Below are 19,338 nucleotides of genomic sequence, written 5' to 3'. Positions count from 1 at the left end.
GGAAGCCTTAATGGGTAACTAACTTACATCGGTGTTTAAAAAGAGGAGGTCACTATGAAATCATTCCGGATGTTATACGCGTTCATGTCACTGCTGATACTCATGGCAGCGGGCATGCCATACGGGGCGGCAAGCGCCGCGGCAGAGCCAGCCTCCGGTAAAACCTATCAGATCGGAACGGACATTACGTTTGCCCCGTTTGAATTCCAGGATGCAAGCGGCAAATTTGTCGGTATCGACATGGATCTGCTGGATGCGATCGCAAAAGATCAGAATTTCAAATATGAGATCAAGCCGCTCGGCTTCAATGCGGCGGTTCAGGCGCTGGAAGCCAATCAGGTGGACGGCGTCATTGCCGGCATGAGCATCACGGAAGAGCGGAAGCAGAAATTCGACTTCTCCGATCCTTATTTTGACTCAGGTGTGGTCATGGCCATCCGCCAGGATCAGGAGTCTATTAAAGGGTACGAGGATTTAAAAGGGAAAAAAGTCGCCGTCAAAACCGGTACGGAGGGCTACAGCTTTGCTGAATCCATTTCGTCCAAGTACGGCTTCACCATCGTGCCTTTTGACGATTCCGCCCAGATGTATGACGATGTCAGGACCGGCAATTCCGTTGCCTGTTTTGACGATTTCCCCGTGCTGGCATACGGAGTCGAACAGAACAATGGACTGAAGATCGTCACGAAAATGGAGCCGGGTGCCTCCTACGGATTTGCGGTCGGCAAGGGACGGAACCAGGAGCTACTGGAAAAATTCAATGCCGGCTTGATCAACCTGAAGGCCAGCGGAGAGTACGATCGCATTAAGGCAAAATACATTGGCGAAAATGCCGTGGGCGCAGCGAATCTAAGCCGCTGGGAGCTGATCGTGGAGTCGCTGCCTTCGTTGCTGAAGGGCCTTGGCAATACGCTGCTGTTGACCATCGTATCGCTGTTCTTCGCTTTTTTCCTAGGGTTGATATTCGGTTTTATGAAGGTCGGACGCAATAAATGGCTCCGAGGCATCGCAACTGTATTCGTGGATATTTTCCGCGGCATACCGCTGCTGGTCCTTGCCTTCTTCATCTATTTCGGTATTCCGCAAGCGCTCGGGTTCACGATGTCGCCGATCGTGGCAGCTGTCCTGACACTTAGCCTGAATGCCGGTGCCTATGTCACGGAAATTATCCGGGGCGGTATCCAATCCATTGACCCTGGACAGCTGGAGGCTGCCCGCTCGCTCGGTCTGCCATACCGTAAAGCCATGATGAAAATCATCATTCCCCAGGCAATCAAAGTCATGATTCCGACCTTTATTAACCAACTGGTGATCACGCTCAAGGATACGTCGATCCTGTCGGTAATCGGCCTGGTCGAGCTGACCCAATCCGGGAAAATCATCATCGCAAGAACATTCGCATCGTTTGATATCTGGCTCGTGGTCGCCATCATGTATCTGGTTGTGATTACTATTCTGACCAAAATTTCGGGCCGTCTGGAAGGGAAGGTGCGTCATGGATAAAATCCGCGTAGAAGGACTGAAGAAAAATTTTGGCACGAACGAGGTGCTGAAGGGCATTGACATGCAGGTTCAGGAAGGCGAGGTTGTCTGTGTCATCGGACCCTCGGGCTCCGGCAAAAGCACCTTCCTGCGCTGCATCAACCGACTGGAGGACATTACGGCAGGCAGGGTGTTCGTGCATGACAAGGATATCAATGACCCTAAAACGGACATCAACAAGGCACGTGAAAACATCGGCATGGTGTTCCAGCACTTTAATCTGTTCCCCCACTTCAATGTGCTGAAGAACATCACATTTGCCCCGGTCGAGCTGGGCAAGCAGAGCGCGTCCGAGGCGCGTGCCACGGGGCTGAAGCTGCTGGAGCAAGTAGGCCTCTCCGATAAGGCGGAGGCCTTCCCCAGCCAGCTGTCGGGCGGTCAGAAACAGCGTGTCGCGATCGCCCGGGCCTTGGCAATGAATCCGGACATCATGCTGTTTGACGAGCCGACATCGGCGCTGGACCCCGAGATGGTCGGCGAAGTGCTCGGCGTGATGAAGGATCTGGCCCGCGAAGGCATGACGATGATGATCGTCACGCATGAGATGGGCTTTGCCCGCGAGGTTGCGGACCGGGTGATTTTCATGGATGGCGGGTATATCGTTGAGGAAGGCCCGCCGGAGGAAGTGTTCGGCAGACCGAGGCATGAGCGTACCATCAGCTTTTTGGAGAAGGTGCTGTAATAGTGCAGCTAACCTACCTGTAGCAAACCGTGCCGTATGGCTGCACGGACCTTGTGTGTTGCTCCCTGTGCGCACTGCTTCCTATACGCACGGTGCGTGGCCGAAGTGCGTCGACGCTGAATTACCTTGCAGCAGCCATTATTACACTGCGCGGGAGAGGCACGCGGCAAACACGGCGCATGGCCTCGGAATGTGCTTGGCTGTCGAGCATATTCATGCAGTAACCAGTGACCCTATTATCCGAATAGCCCCGTTAGGGTGAAACTAACCGGTTATCGTACGGCTAACAATGGCATGTACATGCCATCGAACAGCTAAGTATTGGCATCTGCATATTGTTGTAGAGCGCTATCGCCAGCTATGTATTGGCATCTGCATGTTATCGTGCAGCGCTATCGCCAGCTAGTATTAGCATCTGCATTTTATCGTGCAGCGTTATCGCCGGCTAGTTTTTTCTTACGGCTATAGGCATCTGCAATATATTATTTAGAGCCGACTGCAATGGTCGTTGCTATGACTGCATTGCACCCTGCTTTAGTGGAGCTAACGGACCGAGAGTACCTTATTTGATGGAAAATGGGGCTTTTCCGAAGACTATCGGACTAAGGATCCGTTAATCCTTCCAAAAGACCGCATTTACCTATACAAATCCTAAAATAACGGATCTGGTGTCCGTTATTTTAGTTTACGGTGCTTTATACGGCAAATAAGGTCCTTGGTGTCCGTTACATTCGCAAGATTACCGAGGGAAATGCTTTATGTCCAACCTTCACTGCAGAATTCACTTCTTCATATCCAGTGATCGCTTATATGGCACCATCACCGTAAAAACAGAGCCCTTTCCAAGCTCGGATTGGACCGTAATCTTCCCTTGATGAATATCGACGATCCGCTTCACGATCGATAATCCAAGTCCGCTGCCACCCGCAGCGCGATTACGCGATTTGTCCGCTTTGTAGAAGCGTTCGAATATATGCAGCTGGTCCGACTCCGACATCCCGACCCCCGTATCCGTCATCGTAACCTCGGCTCCGTCCTCCCCTGCTTTCAGTACGATGGTGATCATACCGCCTTCCGGCGTGAATTTGATGCTGTTGTGCAGCAAGTTGGTCCACACTTGACTCAGCAGATCCTCTGTGGCCTCAATCTCTACCTTAGCGAGATCCAGATCCACCTGAATCCGTTTCGCCAGCCACTGCGGCTCATGCGCCAAGACGACCGCACGCAGCTGCCCGTCGAGCCGGTAGCGCGCCATTTCGAATGCAGGCTGCTCTCCTTCCAGGGACGACAGCTTCAACAGATTGTCACTCAGCTGCGAGAGGCGGCGGCCCTCTCCTTCGATGATCTCCAGGTAACGATCCCTTTTCTCCTCCGTGAGACGCGGATTTCGGAGCGCCCTTGCAAATCCCCGAATCGAAGTGAGCGGGGATTGAATTTCATGGGACACATTGGAGATGAAATCCTGACGCATCGTCTCCATCCGGCCCAATTCGTCGGCCATGTCGTTAATGCTGCTGGCGATCATCTTGAACTCCCCGCGCCATTCTTGTTCGTCCATCTTCACACTGAAGTCTCCCTGCGATATCCGGCGCATGGCATCCGTAATGGAATTCAGCATGGCCATTTGCCGATGCTTGAAGAACATGCCCACGACCAGCATGAATAGGAAGAAGATGATGACGCCAACAAACAAGTTGATCAGCTGGATGACATAATCCCAACGCGGCGTTCCCGTCCAGGTGTAAATAAACCGCGTCACATAGGTCGCCGCCGTCCATGACGCGCCCAAGACCACAAAGATCAAGATGGTCTGAAGCGTTTCCCGAACGATCTTCCACAATATTTTGTGCGTTTTCTTCATTAACCTTCACCTGCCTCCAGGCGGTAACCTAGACCGCGCACCGTCCGAATCCTGAACCGGTATTTCTCCTCCGGGAACCGCTCCCGCAGCCGATTCACGTGGACGTCCAGCGTCCGTTCGTTCCCTTCAAAGTCATATCCCCATATATCTTCGATCAGCCGGTCGCGCGGCAACGTGCTCCCCGGATAACTAGCCAGCTTGAAGAGCAGCTCAAACTCCTTCAGCGGCAGGGTAAACGCCTCATCACCCGCCTTGACCTCATAGGTTCTACGGTTCATCTGCAGCTTGCCGATGGTCACCGTCTGCGATGCGGCTACCTGATATCGCTTCAGCAGCGCTTTGACGCGCACAACGAGCTCCGCTGGTTCGAAGGGCTTCACCAGATAATCGTCGGTACCCAGCTCAAAACCCTTCACGATCTGCCTCGTTTCCCCTTTTGCCGTCAGCATCAGCACCGGAATACCGGTGTTCCTCCGGATCTCCCTGCATAGCTCCCATCCGTCCATATTCGGCATCATGATATCCATCACGACCAGATCGACGGATGTCTGATCCATGACGGACAAGGCCTCGACGCCATCCGAGGCTTCGAATACCCCTTCCATCCCCGCTTCCTCCAGAAACACCTTTATGAGTTCGCGGATGTTCGGGTCGTCGTCCACTACCAATATTTTTGCCATGGTGGCCATCCCTTCTTCCCCAGCATTTCAAGGCGCCCTTAGGCCTCAATCGTTTCATTCATCTGCAGCTGCTGCACGGCAAACTCTCTGTACATGTCATGCTGCACAATCAATTCATCATGCGTTCCCCGTCCGGTTACCGTTCCTTTTTCAATGAAAATAATCTGATTCGCTCCTACAACCGTGGATAACCGGTGTGCAATAATAATCGTCGTCCGGCCAGCCATCAGGTTCTTGAGCGCCTTCTGCACTTCAATCTCGGAACGGCTGTCCAGACTGGAGGTGGCTTCGTCCAGCATCAGAATCTTCGGATCCCGCAGCAAAGCTCTGGCGATGGCAATCCGCTGCCGCTGACCGCCGGAGAGCTTCACGCCCCGTTCGCCCACATCCGTATCAAAACCATGCGGCAGCTCGTCGATAAATCCATCTGCATAGGCCATTTCTGCCGCTCTTCGGATCTCCCCATCGCTCACTTCCCGGTCCATCCCATAACATAAGTTATCGCGAATGGTTCCCGCGATCATTGGACTATCCTGTGAGACATAACCAATCAACCCGCGCCATGAGCGTAGAGAGAACGTATCAATCGCCGCCTTGCCCAATCGGATCTGTCCTTTTTGCGGAAGGTAAAAACGCTCCAGCATGGAGAATAGTGTCGTTTTGCCTCCGCCACTCGGTCCAACCACTGCCGTGACCGTGCCCGGCTCCATTTGAAAGCTGATATCATGCAGTACCAGCTCATCCGGTTTATAACCAAACGACAGATTCTCGATGGACACCCGCTGATTCGCGTTCACTACATCGGCACCTTCCGAAATGGACTCTTCCTCTGCATCCAGTGTTTCCAATATTCGCTCGGTTGCTCCTTTGGCCTTCTGAAACTGGGTAAAAAACGTCGTTAACTGCGTCATCGGCATCACGATCTGAATCAGATACAGGATAAACGCAACCAGCTCGCCGGCGGTCAATGCCCCTGTGGACACCTGAAGTCCGCCATACCCGATGACCACCACCAGCAGCATCATCAGCACGAAAGACATCAGCGGTGCGATCCAGGCGGATACCACGCCTTCCTTGATCCCGAAATTCAGCAGATTGGTGATCCCTTTATGCCCATTCTCATACTCTCTGTCCTCAGCGTTTGATGCTTTCACCAAACGAATCTCCGACAGCACCTGACTGATATTCGCCGTAAACGTAGCCGTCTCATCTTGCATGCCAAGCGAGATTTTATACATTTTCTTGCCAAGCGGCACAAGAATCAGCGCTGCAATCGGAATGACGATAAACATCGTCAGTGTCATCTTCCAGTTTAGATAGAGTAGTACCCCAATGGAACCGACAATAGAAATAATCCCGCTAAAAAATCCGGCCACATGGTCCGATATGAGACTTTTGATCACTCCTGTATCATTCGTCATCCGGCTGACCGATTCCCCTGAACGATTATGATCGAAGTAGCGGATCGGCAGCACCAGCAGCTTTTTCCACAGCCGTTCCCTAAGGGCGGCCACCATCTTCTGTCCCGTATAACTCAGCAAGAAGATCGAAACCCCTGCGGCTATCGTCTGCACCACAAATGCGATCCCAAGTCCGATGATATGGGAGCGGTTCATATCCGTTAAGGAGAAGCCATCCACCAGGCTCTTTGTAAACATCGGAATGACTAGCCCGACCAGGGTTGATACCACATTCAGCAAGATGGCTCCAATCAGCAGCATCATCGGCGGTTTCGTTTCTTTTAACAGCCGGAAGAAGGCCTGCGAACCYGCTTTGCTGCTGCCGGCCGGCCTTTCCTGAGCAATTTCCTGTATCGAAGTATGATCCGTTTCTCTCATCGTTTTCTCTTCCCTTCCATCCCTGTTTATTGTCTGTAAGGAAAGAATATATCAACAAGTTAAACTGAAGTTAAACGAAGGCTTACTTCTAGGGAAACAACCGAAAATAACCCCACCAAGTGGAGCCTAAGCTACATGCTTATTCCAAATACTTTGCGGGGACCCCATTGAAACTTATACATCCAATATGTTGAAAAAGAGCGGATTTCTCCGCCCCTTCTCGAAATCTATTCATATGTACGCACGAAAACCAAGCGAGAATCCAGTAACAGAAGACCTTGATAGCAAAAAAAGCCTTGCAGTAACAAGACTTTTCTTAAACTTCAATCACGGTGATCCTTATTGGTTCTCGAGTTCCTCTTTGCTCACCAAGTTCACGAGTGAAGTAACCGCTTGCTCCGCGTCGGCTCCCTCAGCACTAATGTAAACTTCCGTACCAGAGCTGATCGCAAGGCTCATAATTCCCATGATACTTTTGGCATTAACTTTTTTATCATCTTTTTCAACGAAGATTTCAGATGAGTATTTATTCGCTTCCTGAACGAACAGCGCGGCCGGTCTGGCGTGAAGACCCGTCTTTAACCGAACGACTACCGGGTGCTTTGTCATGAAAATTWCCCCCTATCTAATAAATCTGCTGCATTGAAAGCGCGATTGACATTTTATAATATTATACCATTTTACCATACAGGACACTAGAAGAAAAAATTCTTACCCATTCCGAATCTTTTCGGCCAATTCGTCGATTTTGCGCAGGCGGTGATTAACGCCGGATTTGCTGACGGTTCCTTTAAGAAGCTCGCCGACTTCCTTCAGATTCATGTCCGGATGAGCCAGTCGAATTTCCGCCACTTCCCGCAGTTTATCGGGCAAATTCTCAAGACCCATTTCCTTTTGGAGCAGCTTAATGTTCTCAATCTGACGGACGGCAGCGCCGATCGTTTTGTTCAGGTTGGCGGTCTCGCAGTTTACGATCCGGTTCACCGAATTCCGCATATCCCGCATAATCCGGACATCCTCGAACTTGAATAATGCCTGGTGGGCACCGATCAGATTAAGGAACTCGATAATTTTCTCGCCTTCCTTAATGTAGAAGATAAAGCCTTTCTTCCGCTCGATGCAGCGTGCGTTCAGATGAAATTCATTCGCCAGATCCACCAGGGACTGGCAGTGCTCTTCATACATTGAGGCAATTTCCAGATGGTATGAGGATCCCTCCGGATTGTTCACGGATCCGCCAGCCATAAAGGCACCGCGCAAATAGGCGCGTTTACAGCAATTTTTGCGAACGATTTGTTCATCAATCCGCGATTGAAACAGAAAGCCCTCGGAAACGATGCGCAGTTCTTTAAGTATCTCCTGAACCTGGGCGGGAATACGAACGATATATACGTTATTCTTCTTCAAACGCATTTTTTTACGCACCAAAAGTTCGGTATGTGCCTGGAAATGCCTCTTAATTAAGGAATAAATACGTCTTGCAATCGCGGCATTTTCCGTTGAAATATCCAGGATTACCTTTTTGTTCGAAAGCTGAACAGAACCGTTCATCCGAATGAGCGCGGACAGCTCGGCTTTTTCACAGCAGTTCTGGCTTTCGATCATGGTCAGTTCTTTCTTCGTCTGTGCCGCAAAGGACAAGGTACTCACCCCTTTCGTGTAATCCAATCCTGTACCAGCTGAAAAATATGATTGCTCAGCTTGTCAGCGTCATGTCTTAAGTATGTTCTAAATAGCACAAGCTTATCTGCAATGAGTTTGTACCCTCTGCTGGTCACCTCATCACGATCCAGGAACACGGGCTTTGCACCCTTCTGAGCATACTTATCCTGAACCTGCGGCGGGATTTCGCCATCATTTACAATAACATAATCGAACAGATGAAGACCAATATGATCGTAAACGGCCTGCAAATGATCACTCACCGTATAATTATCGGTTTCTCCAGGCTGCGTCATCACATTGCACACGAACATTTTGATCGCCTCAGAGGATACGATGGCTTCAGCAAGCTTGGGAACAAGCAAATTGGGCAAAATACTGGTATATAGGCTTCCCGGACCGATCAGAATCGCATCGGCCTGCTGAATCGCCTCCAGCGCTTCCGGCAGTGGCTCAACATGCTCCGGCTCCAGAAAGATCCGCTTAATGCGGCGCCCAGCCTCCGGGATTTTGGATTCACCGGTCACGATGGAACCGTCTTCCATCTCTGCATGCAAAATAACGGCTTCACCCGCCGCGGGCAGCACCTGTCCACGAACAACAAAAACCCGGCTCATCTCCTTGACTGCCGTGACAAAATCACCGTGCAAATCCGTCATGGCAGCCAAGATTAAATTGCCGAGGCTGTGCCCGGCCAGTCCCGAGCCATTCTTAAAGCGGTATTTCAATATATCGGATAACAGCGGCTCCACATCGGCGAGCGCTGTAAGTACATTTCGAATATCTCCCGGGGGCGGCATCTGCAATTCGCTACGCAGTATGCCGGAGCTTCCCCCATCATCAGCGACGGTAACGATAGCCGTAATATCAAGCGGCTTCTCCTTGAGTCCCCGGAGCATAACGGACAGCCCGGTTCCTCCACCCATCACGACGATGCGGGGACGCTTTCTAGCTTGCACAGCCACATTTATCACTTCCCTTAATTAATGCCGATCCCGATCGGAATCACGGTGACTCACCGATACCGTCTCCGTTTCGCTAACGCCCAGCATTTTGCCAAGGTATTCGGCTATCGCAACGGAGCGATGCTTCCCGCCGGTACAGCCAATGCCGATAATAACCTGGCTTTTGCCTTCCTTCCGATATTGCGGGATCAAGAAATGCAGCATATCGAGCAGTTTGGTTAGAAATGCCTGCGTCTCCGGCCATTTCATCACGTATTCATATACATCACTGTTCTGGCCGGTATTTGGGCGCAGCTGCTCCACATAGTGCGGGTTGGGCAGAAAACGCACATCAAACACCAGATCAGCGTCAATCGGAATCCCGTATTTAAACCCAAAGGATGTGATATTTACCGATAACGTGCTGCTCTCCAGATGTGTGAAACGTGAGATAATCTTCTCCTTCAATCGCACAGGCTTCATATTGCTGGTATCGATCACCTGGGTAGCCGAATTTTTCAGCTCATCCAGCATTTTGCGCTCCAACCTTATACCGTCAAGCGGCATGCCTTCCGGAGCGAGCGGATGGCGACGGCGGCTTTCCTTATAACGTTGTACAAGCACGGAATCCGTTGCATCCAGGAATAGAATCTCGCAATGGATGGTAAAGTGATCCTTGATGTAACTCAGAGACTCTGATAGAGCCGTGAAAAATTCGCGGCCACGCAGGTCGATGACCAATGCAACCTTGCCGATCTTACCCTTGGATTGATCGATCAGCTCCGCGAATTTGGGAATGAGCACCGGAGGCAGGTTATCGACGCAAAAGAATCCAAGATCCTCCAGACTTTGTACGGCCAAGGTCTTACCTGCTCCCGACATCCCGGTGATGATGATCAGGGTGGCCATGGATGATGTGTTGCTGCCACGGTTGGCTGCTTCCAGCATCAGCTTTCCCTCCCTTATAAGTTTAGATCATACGATGTATGGTGAATAATACTACGAACGCAAGTGCAAACCGGCTGCGCCAACGACGCCGGCATCATTGCCGAGCTCAGCCGGAACGATGCGCACACCTCGCTGAAGCGGCTCTGGTGTCAGCTTCGCAAATACAGCGCGGACTTCATCAAACAGAATGTCGCCGGCTTTGGATACGCCGCCGCCGATAATAAAGGCTTCCGGATTCAGCACGGCCGCAACGGCAGCCATAGATTTGCCCAGGTAATAAGCTGCGCGATTCACGATCCGAATGGCAACTTCATCGCCAGCCTTTGCAGCATCAAACACTTCCTTCGCCGCAATGCTCTCTACATGGGCAAGGGAAGTACGGTCCCCACGCTCTACGGCATCCTTCGCCATACGGATAATGCCGGTTGCCGACGAAACCGTCTCCAGACAGCCCATTTCACCGCATCCGCATTGAATCGCTTCCAAGTCAGGCACAACCGAGATATGTCCAAGCTCGCCAGCCATGCCGCCGAAGCCTTGATAAATCTTGCCGTTAATAATAATGCCTCCGCCAACACCAGTACCCAGCGTGTAGCATACGCAGTTCTCAACGCCGCGGCCTGAGCCGCTCCAGGCTTCACCCAATGCAGCCACATTGGCGTCGTTGTCTATTTTGACGGGCTTGCCGAGACGCTCTTCAAGCAGTGCGCGAATCGGTACATCTTTAAATCCTACATTCGGTGCCAGAATAATGATACCTTCACGAATATTCGTAAAGCCGGCGAATCCAGCTCCCACACCAGCAAGTTGATCCCAGCTGAATGGCGATTCTTCCACAATGTGACGCACATATTTCTCAATGTTGTCAATAACCGTGTCAACGCCTTTGGCTGTTTCCGTCGGCCCCTCATACTTATGCAGAAGATGCCCCTCTTCATTGCAAATTCCAACTTTAATTGCTGTTCCGCCCAGATCGACACCGACGTAGATGTTCTCAGACATGTTTCAAGCCACCTTTTTCCTTCTATATTATAGATTGCTCCTACTGTACCCACTATAATTGAAGGCACTTCTGCGGTCAAGAGAACACCACGTGACAGGAAACCGTAAGCAGTCCTTTAATTTCGATTATGTAAGCGCATCCAAACGCCTACGAAACCTCCCTAGTTTGTTCATCATCTAACTCCCCTCTCTCTACGGCAGATCCGACATGACAATTGTCACTCTGAAGTGGTGACATCCTTTACTAACGGGGATTCCCTCGCTTTCGTATGATGAATTCAGATCATTTCGATTACGGAGGAGCGATTCCATGACAAACCCAATCCAAGAACCTATTGCAGAGCTGCGGCAGGTAAGCAAGATGTTCGGAAGCAAAAAAGCCGTCAACCAAGTGTCGTTTACGATAGAGAAAGGGTCGATCACAGCCATTCTCGGACCCAACGGAGCAGGGAAATCAACCGCCATCTCCATGATGCTCGGCCTTAAAGACGCCAGCCAAGGTGAAGTTCTTCTGTTCGGACGCAGTCCGAAGGACTTGAAGGTCCGTGAGAAGATTGGCGCCATGCTTCAAGAGGTCAGTGTTATGGACGGATTGCGGACGCGCGAAATTATCAATCTCATCCGAGGCTATTATCCGAACCCGCTAACACTGGATGAAATCGCGAGCTTGAGCGGACTTACCGCTGAAGAACTGAATAAATGGGCTGTCAAAATGTCCGGCGGCCAGAAACGCAAGCTCAGCTTTGCGCTGGCGATTGCGGGCAACCCCGAGCTGCTGTTTTTCGATGAACCAACGGTCGGCCTGGATACTTCGGCCCGCCGGTTATTTTGGCAGACGGTACGCAAGCTTGCCGATCAGGGCAAAACGATTCTGTTCACCACGCATTATCTGCAAGAGGCGGACGATATGGCCGACCGCATTCTGCTCTTCCATCAAGGTCAGGTTGCCGCCGATGGCACGCCGGAAGCGATCAAAGCCAAGCTGACACGAAGGTCGGTTTCCTTTATCGTGGATGCGGACCACCAGCAGGTCAAGGAGCTGCTTCATGAAGTACCCGGTGTAACCGATGTGTATGAACACAACGGCCGGCTGAACGCCGTAACCGATGATACGGACACGGCGCTGGCGGCTCTGTTCCGGGCCGGGCTGGCTGTACGCGACATTCGCATTGATCAGGGAAGCCTGGACGAAGCATTCGACCAATTAACGATGGATCAAGGGGAGGCTGTATAACGATGACAACCTGGAAACTGATAACCTTGCAGTGCAAAATGGAATTACTCCGGATGGTACGCAATCCGTATTATATTTTCTGGTCTTTGGCCATGCCAATTCTGTTCTATTTCATCTTTACGCGGGTCGTGAATACGGGGGCCGATGATACCGGACAATGGCAGGCCCACTATCTCATGTCGATGGCGTCCTTCAGTGTCATGGGCACCGCCATCATGTCGCTCGGCATTCGCCTCGTGCAAGAGAGAGTCCAAGGCTGGGCTGTATATATGCGGGTAACGCCGCTTCCTGGCAGCGTGTATTTCTTTGGCAAAATGTTTGTGCAGACGGTTATGCATCTGCTCTGCATCCTCGTCATTTTTGTAGCCGGCTACCTGATTAACGGAGTCTCCCTCACCTACGGACAATGGCTGCTCAGCGGACTGTGGATTCTGATCGCATCCGTCCCGTTTCTTGCCATCGGTACCTTGATTGGATCCATGAAACGGGTCGACACGGCAAGCGGCGTCAGCAACGGCATCTACTTAGGGCTGGCCGTTACGGGCGGGATGTGGTTCCCGATCGAAGCGATGCCTTCCATCATGCAAGCCATCGGCAAGTGGATGCCCTCCTATCATTTTGGCGGAGGTGCCTGGTCAATCGTTCGCGGAGAAGCGCCGGGATTGGATAATTTCATGGTTTTAGCAGGATATTTGGCAGTATTTATGTTACTATCCACCTATATTCGGAAAAAACAACAAGCCGATTAAGGGGATAGGATGATGGCTTCATGAAAAAATTGAAAGACGCGAAATCCGCAGGGTTTGAGGTTTTTCCAACGCAATTGGGGTTTTTCCCCTATCTGTGGCTCATTTATATATCTCTGCCCGTAATCAACATGATGAGCGAAGAAGGCTGGAAGATGGGGATTGGATATACGTTGATTGCCTTGTTTCTCCTCACGTACCGCCAGCTTTACTTCGCTGCTGGCACGCCTCGTTTTTTCTGGTGGCTCGGCATTCAGATGTCCATCATTTTCATTCTCTGCATGTGGTACCACCCAACCTATATGTATATGGGGTTCTTCACTGCCAATTTCATCGGCTGGTATACCGACCGGCGCAAATTCACGATATCCCTTGTGCTGTTTGGCATCATAGAGGTTGTTCCCTTAATCAAAAACGCAAGCATGCTGGGATGGAAGGATCTGGTCTTTATGATTCCTTTCTTTCTCATCATGCTGTTCTCACCCTTCGGCATCCGCTCTCTAAACCGACGACAACAGCTGGAGAAGGAGCTCGCACAGGCTAACGAGCAGATCCGCAATCTGATTAAAGGCGAAGAGCGGATGCGTATCGCCAGAGATCTTCACGACACCTTGGGTCATACCCTGTCTCTCATCACGTTGAAGAGCCAGCTTGTGGAGAAGCTGGCGGTAAAGGATCCCGAGAAAGCCCAAATGGAGGCCCGGGAGATTCAGAACACCTCGCGGGCCGCGCTTCGCCAAGTGCGTGAGCTGGTATCCGACATGCGGACCGCCACCTTGCCCGAGGAACTGGTCGAGGCCCAGATCATTCTGGAGAGCGCCGATATCCAGTTTAGCTGTGCCGGCAATCCGAAGCTGGAGGGAATTTCCGACCTGGCCCACAATATTCTGAGCCTCTGCTTGCGGGAAGCCGTAACCAATGTGGTGAAGCACAGTCAGGCGAGCCAGTGCCGGATTTCCATCGAGTCGTTGGGCAATGAGTGGCGACTTGAGGTGGCCGATGATGGCGTTGGTCTTCATAGCAAGGAAGAAGATCCATCAGCTTCATCCAACAGTAATGGCTTGAAAGGCATGGCTGAGCGGCTGTCCCTTATCGGGGGCACCGTTGAGGCCAGCTCCGAGCAACAAGGCACGATATTAGTAATTCATGTTCCGATCATCATCAAGAACCGGAAGGAGGACACTTCCCATGAGCATCAAAGTGCTGATCGCCGAGGACCAGAGAATGCTGCGCGGCGCTCTGGCTTCCTTGCTTGATTTTGAAGACGATATTGATGTGATTGGTCAAGCCGGCGACGGCGATGAAGCGCTGTCCCTGATTGCCTTGCATCAACCTGATGTATGCCTGCTCGATATCGAAATGCCTGCGCGCAGCGGTCTCGAAGTGGCGGAGGAAGTAAAGCTGCGCGGTTATCCCAGCCGGGTCATCATCCTGACCACTTTCGCTAGGCCTGGTTATTTCGAGCGGGCCGTGCAGGCGGGCGTTCAGGGATACCTGCTTAAGGATGAGCCCAGTGAACGGCTGGCAGAAGCCATCCGCCGAGTCATGGATGGACGGCGGGAGGTCTCCCCTGAGCTCGTATTCGGTACGCTGTCAGGTGTGGGTGCCAATCCGCTGACCGAACGCGAACGGGAAGTGCTGCGATTGGCTGCCGACGGTAACAGTTCTAATGAAATTGCGTCGAAGCTCCACTTATCCTACGGGACTGTCCGCAACTATATGTCCGAGATCTTAAGCAAACTGAGTGCCAAGAACCGGATCGAGGCCATCTCGATGGCAGAGGAGAAGGGCTGGATATAGGCCCCTCACGGCTTGCTCACACACCTCCCCCCGTCTCTTTAAGACGGGGGATTTTTGTACTTCACATCGAAAACAGGCCTACGTTGGCCTGTTTTTTTATTTTTTGGTTGACACATCTTTCCACTTGGCATTATAGTATGTTACAAGACTAACATACCGACAGGGTGATATCATGAATTCCAGGTTTGACGAAGGACAGCCGATTTTTCAGCAAATCGCAGATATGATTGAGGATGACATATTGAACGGGACATACCAAGCGGATGATCAGATTATCTCGATGTCGCAGTTCGCGAGTACTTTTCAGGTCAATCCCGCTACAGCTGTAAAAGGCATTGCCCTGCTTGTCAATGAAGGGATCTTGTACAAGAAAAGGGGGCTCGGCATGTTTGTTGCAGCAGACGCCAAACAGATCATATTGACCAAGCGGCAGGACCGGTTTTACAACGAACTCGTATTGAAGCTGCTAGATGAAGCGGAAAAGCTTGAATTGACCACCGACGACGTTATAGAAATGATCAAACAGAGAGATAGGAGATGAGCACGATGAACGCAATACTTACCTGTTCCAACCTGAGCAAGAGTTACGGGCGTACGGAAGCGGTCCGAAATCTGGAGCTCCAGCTGGAAGAGAATACGATCTATGGCCTGTTGGGCCGCAATGGCGCTGGAAAGACCACGCTGCTTAATATGATGACCGGGGGATCTTTTCCCGACCATGGCAGCATCCAGGTCTCGGGTGTCAAGCTTAAGCATGGGGAAACCCTGAAAGGGATCTGTTACGTAAGAGAGAAGAATTTGTTCTTCGGCGGTGCCAAGGTGATTGAAGTGCTGCGCTTGGCATCGGCCTTTCACGAGAACTGGGACTGGGATTATGCCCAGAGCCTGCTGAAGACATTCAAGCTGAACCCGGACAAAAAAATCCGCCAGCTGTCACGGGGAATGGAGTCTTTGGTCGGAAACATTATCGGTCTGGCCAGCCGGGCCCCGATTACCGTATTTGATGAACCGTTGCTGGGATTGGATGTGCTCATGCGAGAGAGATTTTATCGCGTTCTGGTTGAGGATTATGCCAATCATCCACGGACCATCCTGCTCTCGACCCATCTGATTGATGAGATCGCAACCGTTGTTGAGAAAGTTTACATCATGGATTCCGGCGCTATGTTATTGCATGACGATGTTGACCATATCCGTGCCAATTCTCATCTGTTGACCGGGAACCAGGAGCAAGTCGAACTGCTTACGAAGGATCGCCACGTGATCTATAAAGAATCTTACGGTAAAGGTTCCTTAACCGCGATATATGGAGCCATCCATGAGGCAGACCGTGCACAAGCCAACAAGCTTGGTATCGCTATTGATGGTTTACCGCTGCAAAAGTTTTTCTCCTATTTGATCGAAGGAGGTCAATCCATTGAATAAAACCACTGCGCTTATGAGGGCTTCATTTCTTCAGCTTCGGTCTTATCTCCTGGTAATGCTAGGCACCGTTGCAATAAGTATGATTGCAAATATTATCGTAAGCCTGTCTCTTGGAGACAGCACGGAGAATACGCAGGTGTCTGCGGCCAACCTCCTCACCGTGTTCCTTATATTTGTAGGCAGTGTGCTCCCTGCAGGCTTGTTCCGGCGGGTAATGAATTTAGGAGCTACACGAAAAGAATATTATATTGGCATGCTTCTGGTTTACTCCATATGGTCCGCCATCTTTGCTATCCTCAATATCGTCTGGTTTCAGGTGGAGATCAGCTTTATACGACAATATGAGAATACCTTCAACATCCTTGAAATCTTTGGGTGGAATCAATTTGGAATCGTTGGGATGTTCTTCTATCAATTTGGCGCTTACCTGCTTCTTATTTCATTACTGAATCTATTGTTTTCCGGTCTGCGTCACATCATGGGCTGGGTGATCTGGGTGGTATTTATTGCAGCAATCCCGATCTTTACCTCCATTCCTTCACTCCGGCATACGCTGGCTGATGGCTTGCTGGCCCTTCTCTTCAACGATTCGCTGCTACAAGGGCTTGGGCTCACGCTGATTATCTCCCTCGTTCTGCTTGCAGGAGGCTGGTGGTTCACGGCCAGACGCACCATCGTTTAAGCCCGTTTCTCCTAACAACGCGTTATTGTATCACTCTAGCGCGAAAGGAATGATGAATCTTGAAAAAGGATGCTGTCCCCTCTGAGGTGTTCCAGTCCTTTCTGTTATGGATCATTGCCATCGGTGCAGGGGTATTCGAGATGACTCTGGCTGTCATCGATTCGATATCCAGCCAAACGGATGCTGGAATTGTCGGTATTCTCACTCAGGTCGCAGCACGAACCATGATGTTCGCAGTCCTTGTCTACATCATGGTCAGAATGCTTCGAGGTAAGAATTGGGCGCGTATCACACTCGCTTTGTTTTTAGGCGGGTTTGGCATTCTCTCCCTTATCATTGACCCCATCAAATGGCTCATAAATGGCGGTTCCCTTTGGGACGCATTTGCTAATGCAGACAATATTTCCATCCTGTTTGCCTCCAGCCGTATCCTTCATATAATCGCCGTTGTTGCAGCCTTGATGTTTATGTTCCGACCCGCGGCGAATCGGTACTTCAAAGCTGAATCGTAAGTCTCAGCACCCGCTTGATCTTGGAATCAACAAAGCAACAGCCCCTGACCTATTCAAGGCCCGGGGCTGTTTCATATAGATCAGATCACTTCAGCAATTCTTCTTCGATGAACTGCATCATTTCAAAAGCGCCACCAGCGGCATTGGAAGCCACTACAAGGGTATGACCGGTGGCCGGATAATAAGCAGACCGAAAATTCACCCCCGGATCATAGCCCATGACGTGGTATTTAAACACATTCTCATTTTTCTTGGTAATCCACACGCCAAGTCCATAATGCAGATCACTACCCGGGACTTGTATGTGTGAAGCCAGCAGCTTCTCGGTCATGGATGCGGTGAGCATCGTATTGTTCATAAGCGATCTCCATAACTTGATCATGTCCGGTGCCGTCACATAAGCCCCGCCATCGGCATAACCTTGAATCGGAATGGCATACTGGTTCGTTCTCCACGTGCCGTCTTCCTCATCAATATACCCGTAAGCCGTATTCGCGGGTAGACGATCCAGCGGAAAATATCCCGAATGCTGCATGCCGCACGGCTCCAATACAAACTGCTGGACATAGTCGCGAAACGCCATTCCGGCTTGCTGTTCAACGATCAGGCCAAGCACCACAAATCCTGCGTTGTTGTAATGAAATCTTTCACCGGGCTGAAATTTCATACGCTCATCCTGGAACAGAGGAAGGAAATCCCTTCCGTTACGGAGTGTATACATAGGAATTGTCTTCCACAGATCCTCAAAGTCGTCCATAACCTCTTCATCAAAGTAATCCGGGATACCCGAGCTGTGACTCAACAAATGAAAAACGGTAATATCCGGGCTAAAATTAGGCAGCGGAATATCCAGACAATCGCTTAGCTTGCTGTCCAGCGACAGCTTACCCTGCTCGATAAGCTGACAAACCGCAATCGCGGTGAACAGCTTACAGCCTGAGGCAATGCCAAACCTGGTGTCTGCTTGATTCGGGATCTGATCGGCCCGGTTTGAATAACCGTAGGCACCGTTCCATACGATGTTGTCATTTTCGTCGGTTACGAGCACAGTACCCGAAAAACGAATACTGGAAGCAAATTCCTCTATTATATGTATCATCGCGAACCCCATCCTTTTCTAGTTAGGGGTATTTTACCATGCATCCTGAATGAGAGTCTCGGTACAAGATCAATATAATGAAATAATCCCCCTCATCACTTGTAGAACGCTTCAATCAGTCTTCCAGTGGGGGATTTATACAAATGTTGATTCGCTTCGATTCTAATATCTCCACATCATCAGCAGGATCACCGGGACTGCAAAAATAAGCAACCCGGCACCAATCATCGAAGCGACCTGCAGCATGAATGTGTGCTTGGTTGGACCGGACGTCTGCAGCATTCCGCATTGAGCGCATCTGTTAGAGGCAGGGTATACCTCGCCGCCGCAGCTGACACAATTCCCATTATTCCTCATGAATAACGCTCCTTTACTTGGAAAGACAACATCGACATCTAAACATCGCCACCATTTGTGAATATTATCACATAAATGCGATGACAAGTAAAGTCATAAATGATTCATATTCCACCTCAACCCTTCGCTCCGCCAGAGTAAAGTTGCTCCGTGTCAACCTAAAAACAGGAAGCACGCTGGTATTATCCCCTCATGGTAGACAGTGAAAAAAGAGGACATGTTACAATGAACTCAAATACTGGATACCGGAGGGGATTTTTGTTATGTCAGCGAAGAAAGGCCAAACCTTTAATCGATATAGCGAAGAAACGAAGAAAGAAGCCG

20 protein-coding genes are annotated in these 19,338 nt (G+C 50.7%); 10 read left to right on the top strand and 10 right to left on the bottom strand.

All coding sequences use genetic code 11. The features are described from left to right. Positions 1–114 precede the first annotated feature (114 nt). Both ACPV3A_RS17225 and ACPV3A_RS17220 read left to right on the top strand, forming a co-directional pair. A complete protein-coding gene (locus ACPV3A_RS17225; RefSeq protein WP_253300924.1) occupies positions 115–1,503 on the top strand; it encodes an amino acid ABC transporter substrate-binding protein/permease in 1,389 nt (462 codons plus the stop codon). Beyond that, a complete protein-coding gene (locus ACPV3A_RS17220) occupies positions 1,496–2,224 on the top strand; it encodes an amino acid ABC transporter ATP-binding protein (protein ID WP_426200428.1) in 729 nt (242 codons plus the stop codon). Before ACPV3A_RS17225 ends, ACPV3A_RS17220 begins: the two co-directional genes overlap by 8 nt. Before the next feature lie 781 nt (positions 2,225–3,005). On the opposite strand, the gene ACPV3A_RS17215 is transcribed toward ACPV3A_RS17220, so the two are convergent. The 8 genes from ACPV3A_RS17215 to ACPV3A_RS17180 all read right to left on the bottom strand — a co-directional run bounded on the left by ACPV3A_RS17215 (position 3,006) and on the right by ACPV3A_RS17180 (position 11,159). Beyond that, complete coding sequence (locus ACPV3A_RS17215; RefSeq protein ID WP_426200427.1) at positions 3,006–4,085, bottom strand: ATP-binding protein; 1,080 nt, start codon at positions 4,083–4,085, stop codon at positions 3,006–3,008. Continuing rightward, positions 4,085–4,765 carry a response regulator transcription factor gene (locus ACPV3A_RS17210; RefSeq protein WP_113060556.1) on the bottom strand — a complete coding sequence of 227 codons (681 nt, stop codon included), beginning with the start codon at positions 4,763–4,765 and terminating at the stop codon, positions 4,085–4,087. The genes ACPV3A_RS17215 and ACPV3A_RS17210 overlap by 1 nt, the downstream gene beginning before the upstream one ends. Before the next feature lie 38 nt (positions 4,766–4,803). Further along, a complete protein-coding gene (locus ACPV3A_RS17205; RefSeq protein WP_426200426.1) occupies positions 4,804–6,603 on the bottom strand; it encodes an ABC transporter ATP-binding protein in 1,800 nt (599 codons plus the stop codon). Between the two features lie 339 nt (positions 6,604–6,942). Continuing rightward, complete coding sequence (locus ACPV3A_RS17200) at positions 6,943–7,212, bottom strand: HPr family phosphocarrier protein (protein WP_006207570.1); 270 nt, start codon at positions 7,210–7,212, stop codon at positions 6,943–6,945. A 102-nt stretch (positions 7,213–7,314) separates the two neighbouring features. Then, positions 7,315–8,244: a DNA-binding protein WhiA gene (gene whiA, locus ACPV3A_RS17195; protein WP_071219483.1), complete on the bottom strand. Its 930-nt coding sequence runs from the start codon at positions 8,242–8,244 to the stop codon at positions 7,315–7,317. Positions 8,245–8,249: 5 nt separating this feature from the next. Next, positions 8,250–9,191: a gluconeogenesis factor YvcK family protein gene (locus ACPV3A_RS17190; protein ID WP_181469905.1), complete on the bottom strand. Its 942-nt coding sequence runs from the start codon at positions 9,189–9,191 to the stop codon at positions 8,250–8,252. A 57-nt stretch (positions 9,192–9,248) separates the two neighbouring features. Beyond that, positions 9,249–10,157, bottom strand: coding sequence for an RNase adapter RapZ (gene rapZ / locus ACPV3A_RS17185; RefSeq protein WP_071219481.1), 909 nt, complete (start codon positions 10,155–10,157; stop codon positions 9,249–9,251). Positions 10,158–10,208: 51 nt separating this feature from the next. Continuing rightward, on the bottom strand, positions 10,209–11,159 hold the full coding sequence (locus ACPV3A_RS17180; protein WP_071219480.1) for an ROK family glucokinase: 951 nt from the start codon (positions 11,157–11,159) through the stop codon (positions 10,209–10,211). Positions 11,160–11,469: 310 nt separating this feature from the next. On the opposite strand from ACPV3A_RS17180, the gene ACPV3A_RS17175 reads away from it, so the two are divergent. The 8 genes from ACPV3A_RS17175 (at position 11,470) to ACPV3A_RS17140 (ending at position 17,558) form a co-directional block, all read left to right on the top strand. Beyond that, positions 11,470–12,393 (top strand): ABC transporter ATP-binding protein, encoded by a 924-nt coding sequence (locus tag ACPV3A_RS17175; RefSeq protein WP_426200425.1) that lies wholly within the window; start codon positions 11,470–11,472, stop codon positions 12,391–12,393. Between the two features lie 2 nt (positions 12,394–12,395). Then, on the top strand, positions 12,396–13,142 hold the full coding sequence (locus ACPV3A_RS17170; RefSeq protein WP_071219478.1) for an ABC transporter permease: 747 nt from the start codon (positions 12,396–12,398) through the stop codon (positions 13,140–13,142). Positions 13,143–13,162: 20 nt separating this feature from the next. Continuing rightward, on the top strand, positions 13,163–14,395 hold the full coding sequence (locus ACPV3A_RS17165) for a histidine kinase (protein WP_426200424.1): 1,233 nt from the start codon (positions 13,163–13,165) through the stop codon (positions 14,393–14,395). Next, positions 14,328–14,939, top strand: a complete 612-nt coding sequence (locus ACPV3A_RS17160) for a response regulator transcription factor (protein WP_426200423.1) — start codon at positions 14,328–14,330, stop codon at positions 14,937–14,939. The genes ACPV3A_RS17165 and ACPV3A_RS17160 overlap by 68 nt, the downstream gene beginning before the upstream one ends. 172 nt (positions 14,940–15,111) lie before the next feature. After that, a complete protein-coding gene (locus ACPV3A_RS17155) occupies positions 15,112–15,480 on the top strand; it encodes a GntR family transcriptional regulator (protein WP_071219476.1) in 369 nt (122 codons plus the stop codon). A gap of 5 nt (positions 15,481–15,485) precedes the next feature. Further along, positions 15,486–16,364, top strand: coding sequence for an ATP-binding cassette domain-containing protein (locus ACPV3A_RS17150; RefSeq protein ID WP_426200422.1), 879 nt, complete (start codon positions 15,486–15,488; stop codon positions 16,362–16,364). Beyond that, on the top strand, positions 16,357–17,046 hold the full coding sequence (locus ACPV3A_RS17145) for a hypothetical protein (RefSeq protein ID WP_426200421.1): 690 nt from the start codon (positions 16,357–16,359) through the stop codon (positions 17,044–17,046). The genes ACPV3A_RS17150 and ACPV3A_RS17145 overlap by 8 nt, the downstream gene beginning before the upstream one ends. A gap of 59 nt (positions 17,047–17,105) precedes the next feature. Next, positions 17,106–17,558 carry a hypothetical protein gene (locus ACPV3A_RS17140; protein WP_426200420.1) on the top strand — a complete coding sequence of 151 codons (453 nt, stop codon included), beginning with the start codon at positions 17,106–17,108 and terminating at the stop codon, positions 17,556–17,558. 85 nt (positions 17,559–17,643) lie between these two features. On the opposite strand, the gene ACPV3A_RS17135 is transcribed toward ACPV3A_RS17140, so the two are convergent. After that, on the bottom strand, positions 17,644–18,657 hold the full coding sequence (locus tag ACPV3A_RS17135; RefSeq protein ID WP_426200419.1) for a serine hydrolase domain-containing protein: 1,014 nt from the start codon (positions 18,655–18,657) through the stop codon (positions 17,644–17,646). A 162-nt stretch (positions 18,658–18,819) separates the two neighbouring features. After that, entirely contained in the window at positions 18,820–19,014 is a 195-nt protein-coding gene (locus ACPV3A_RS17130; RefSeq protein ID WP_071219472.1) for a hypothetical protein, read from the bottom strand. Positions 19,015–19,338 lie beyond the last annotated feature (324 nt).

The organism is Paenibacillus sp. Dod16, assembly GCF_049893405.1.
Lineage (GTDB): Bacteria > Bacillota > Bacilli > Paenibacillales > Paenibacillaceae > Paenibacillus_AQ.
Note: the sequence above shows the minus strand (reverse complement) of the source record. Positions and strands in the feature narration are given on the sequence as shown.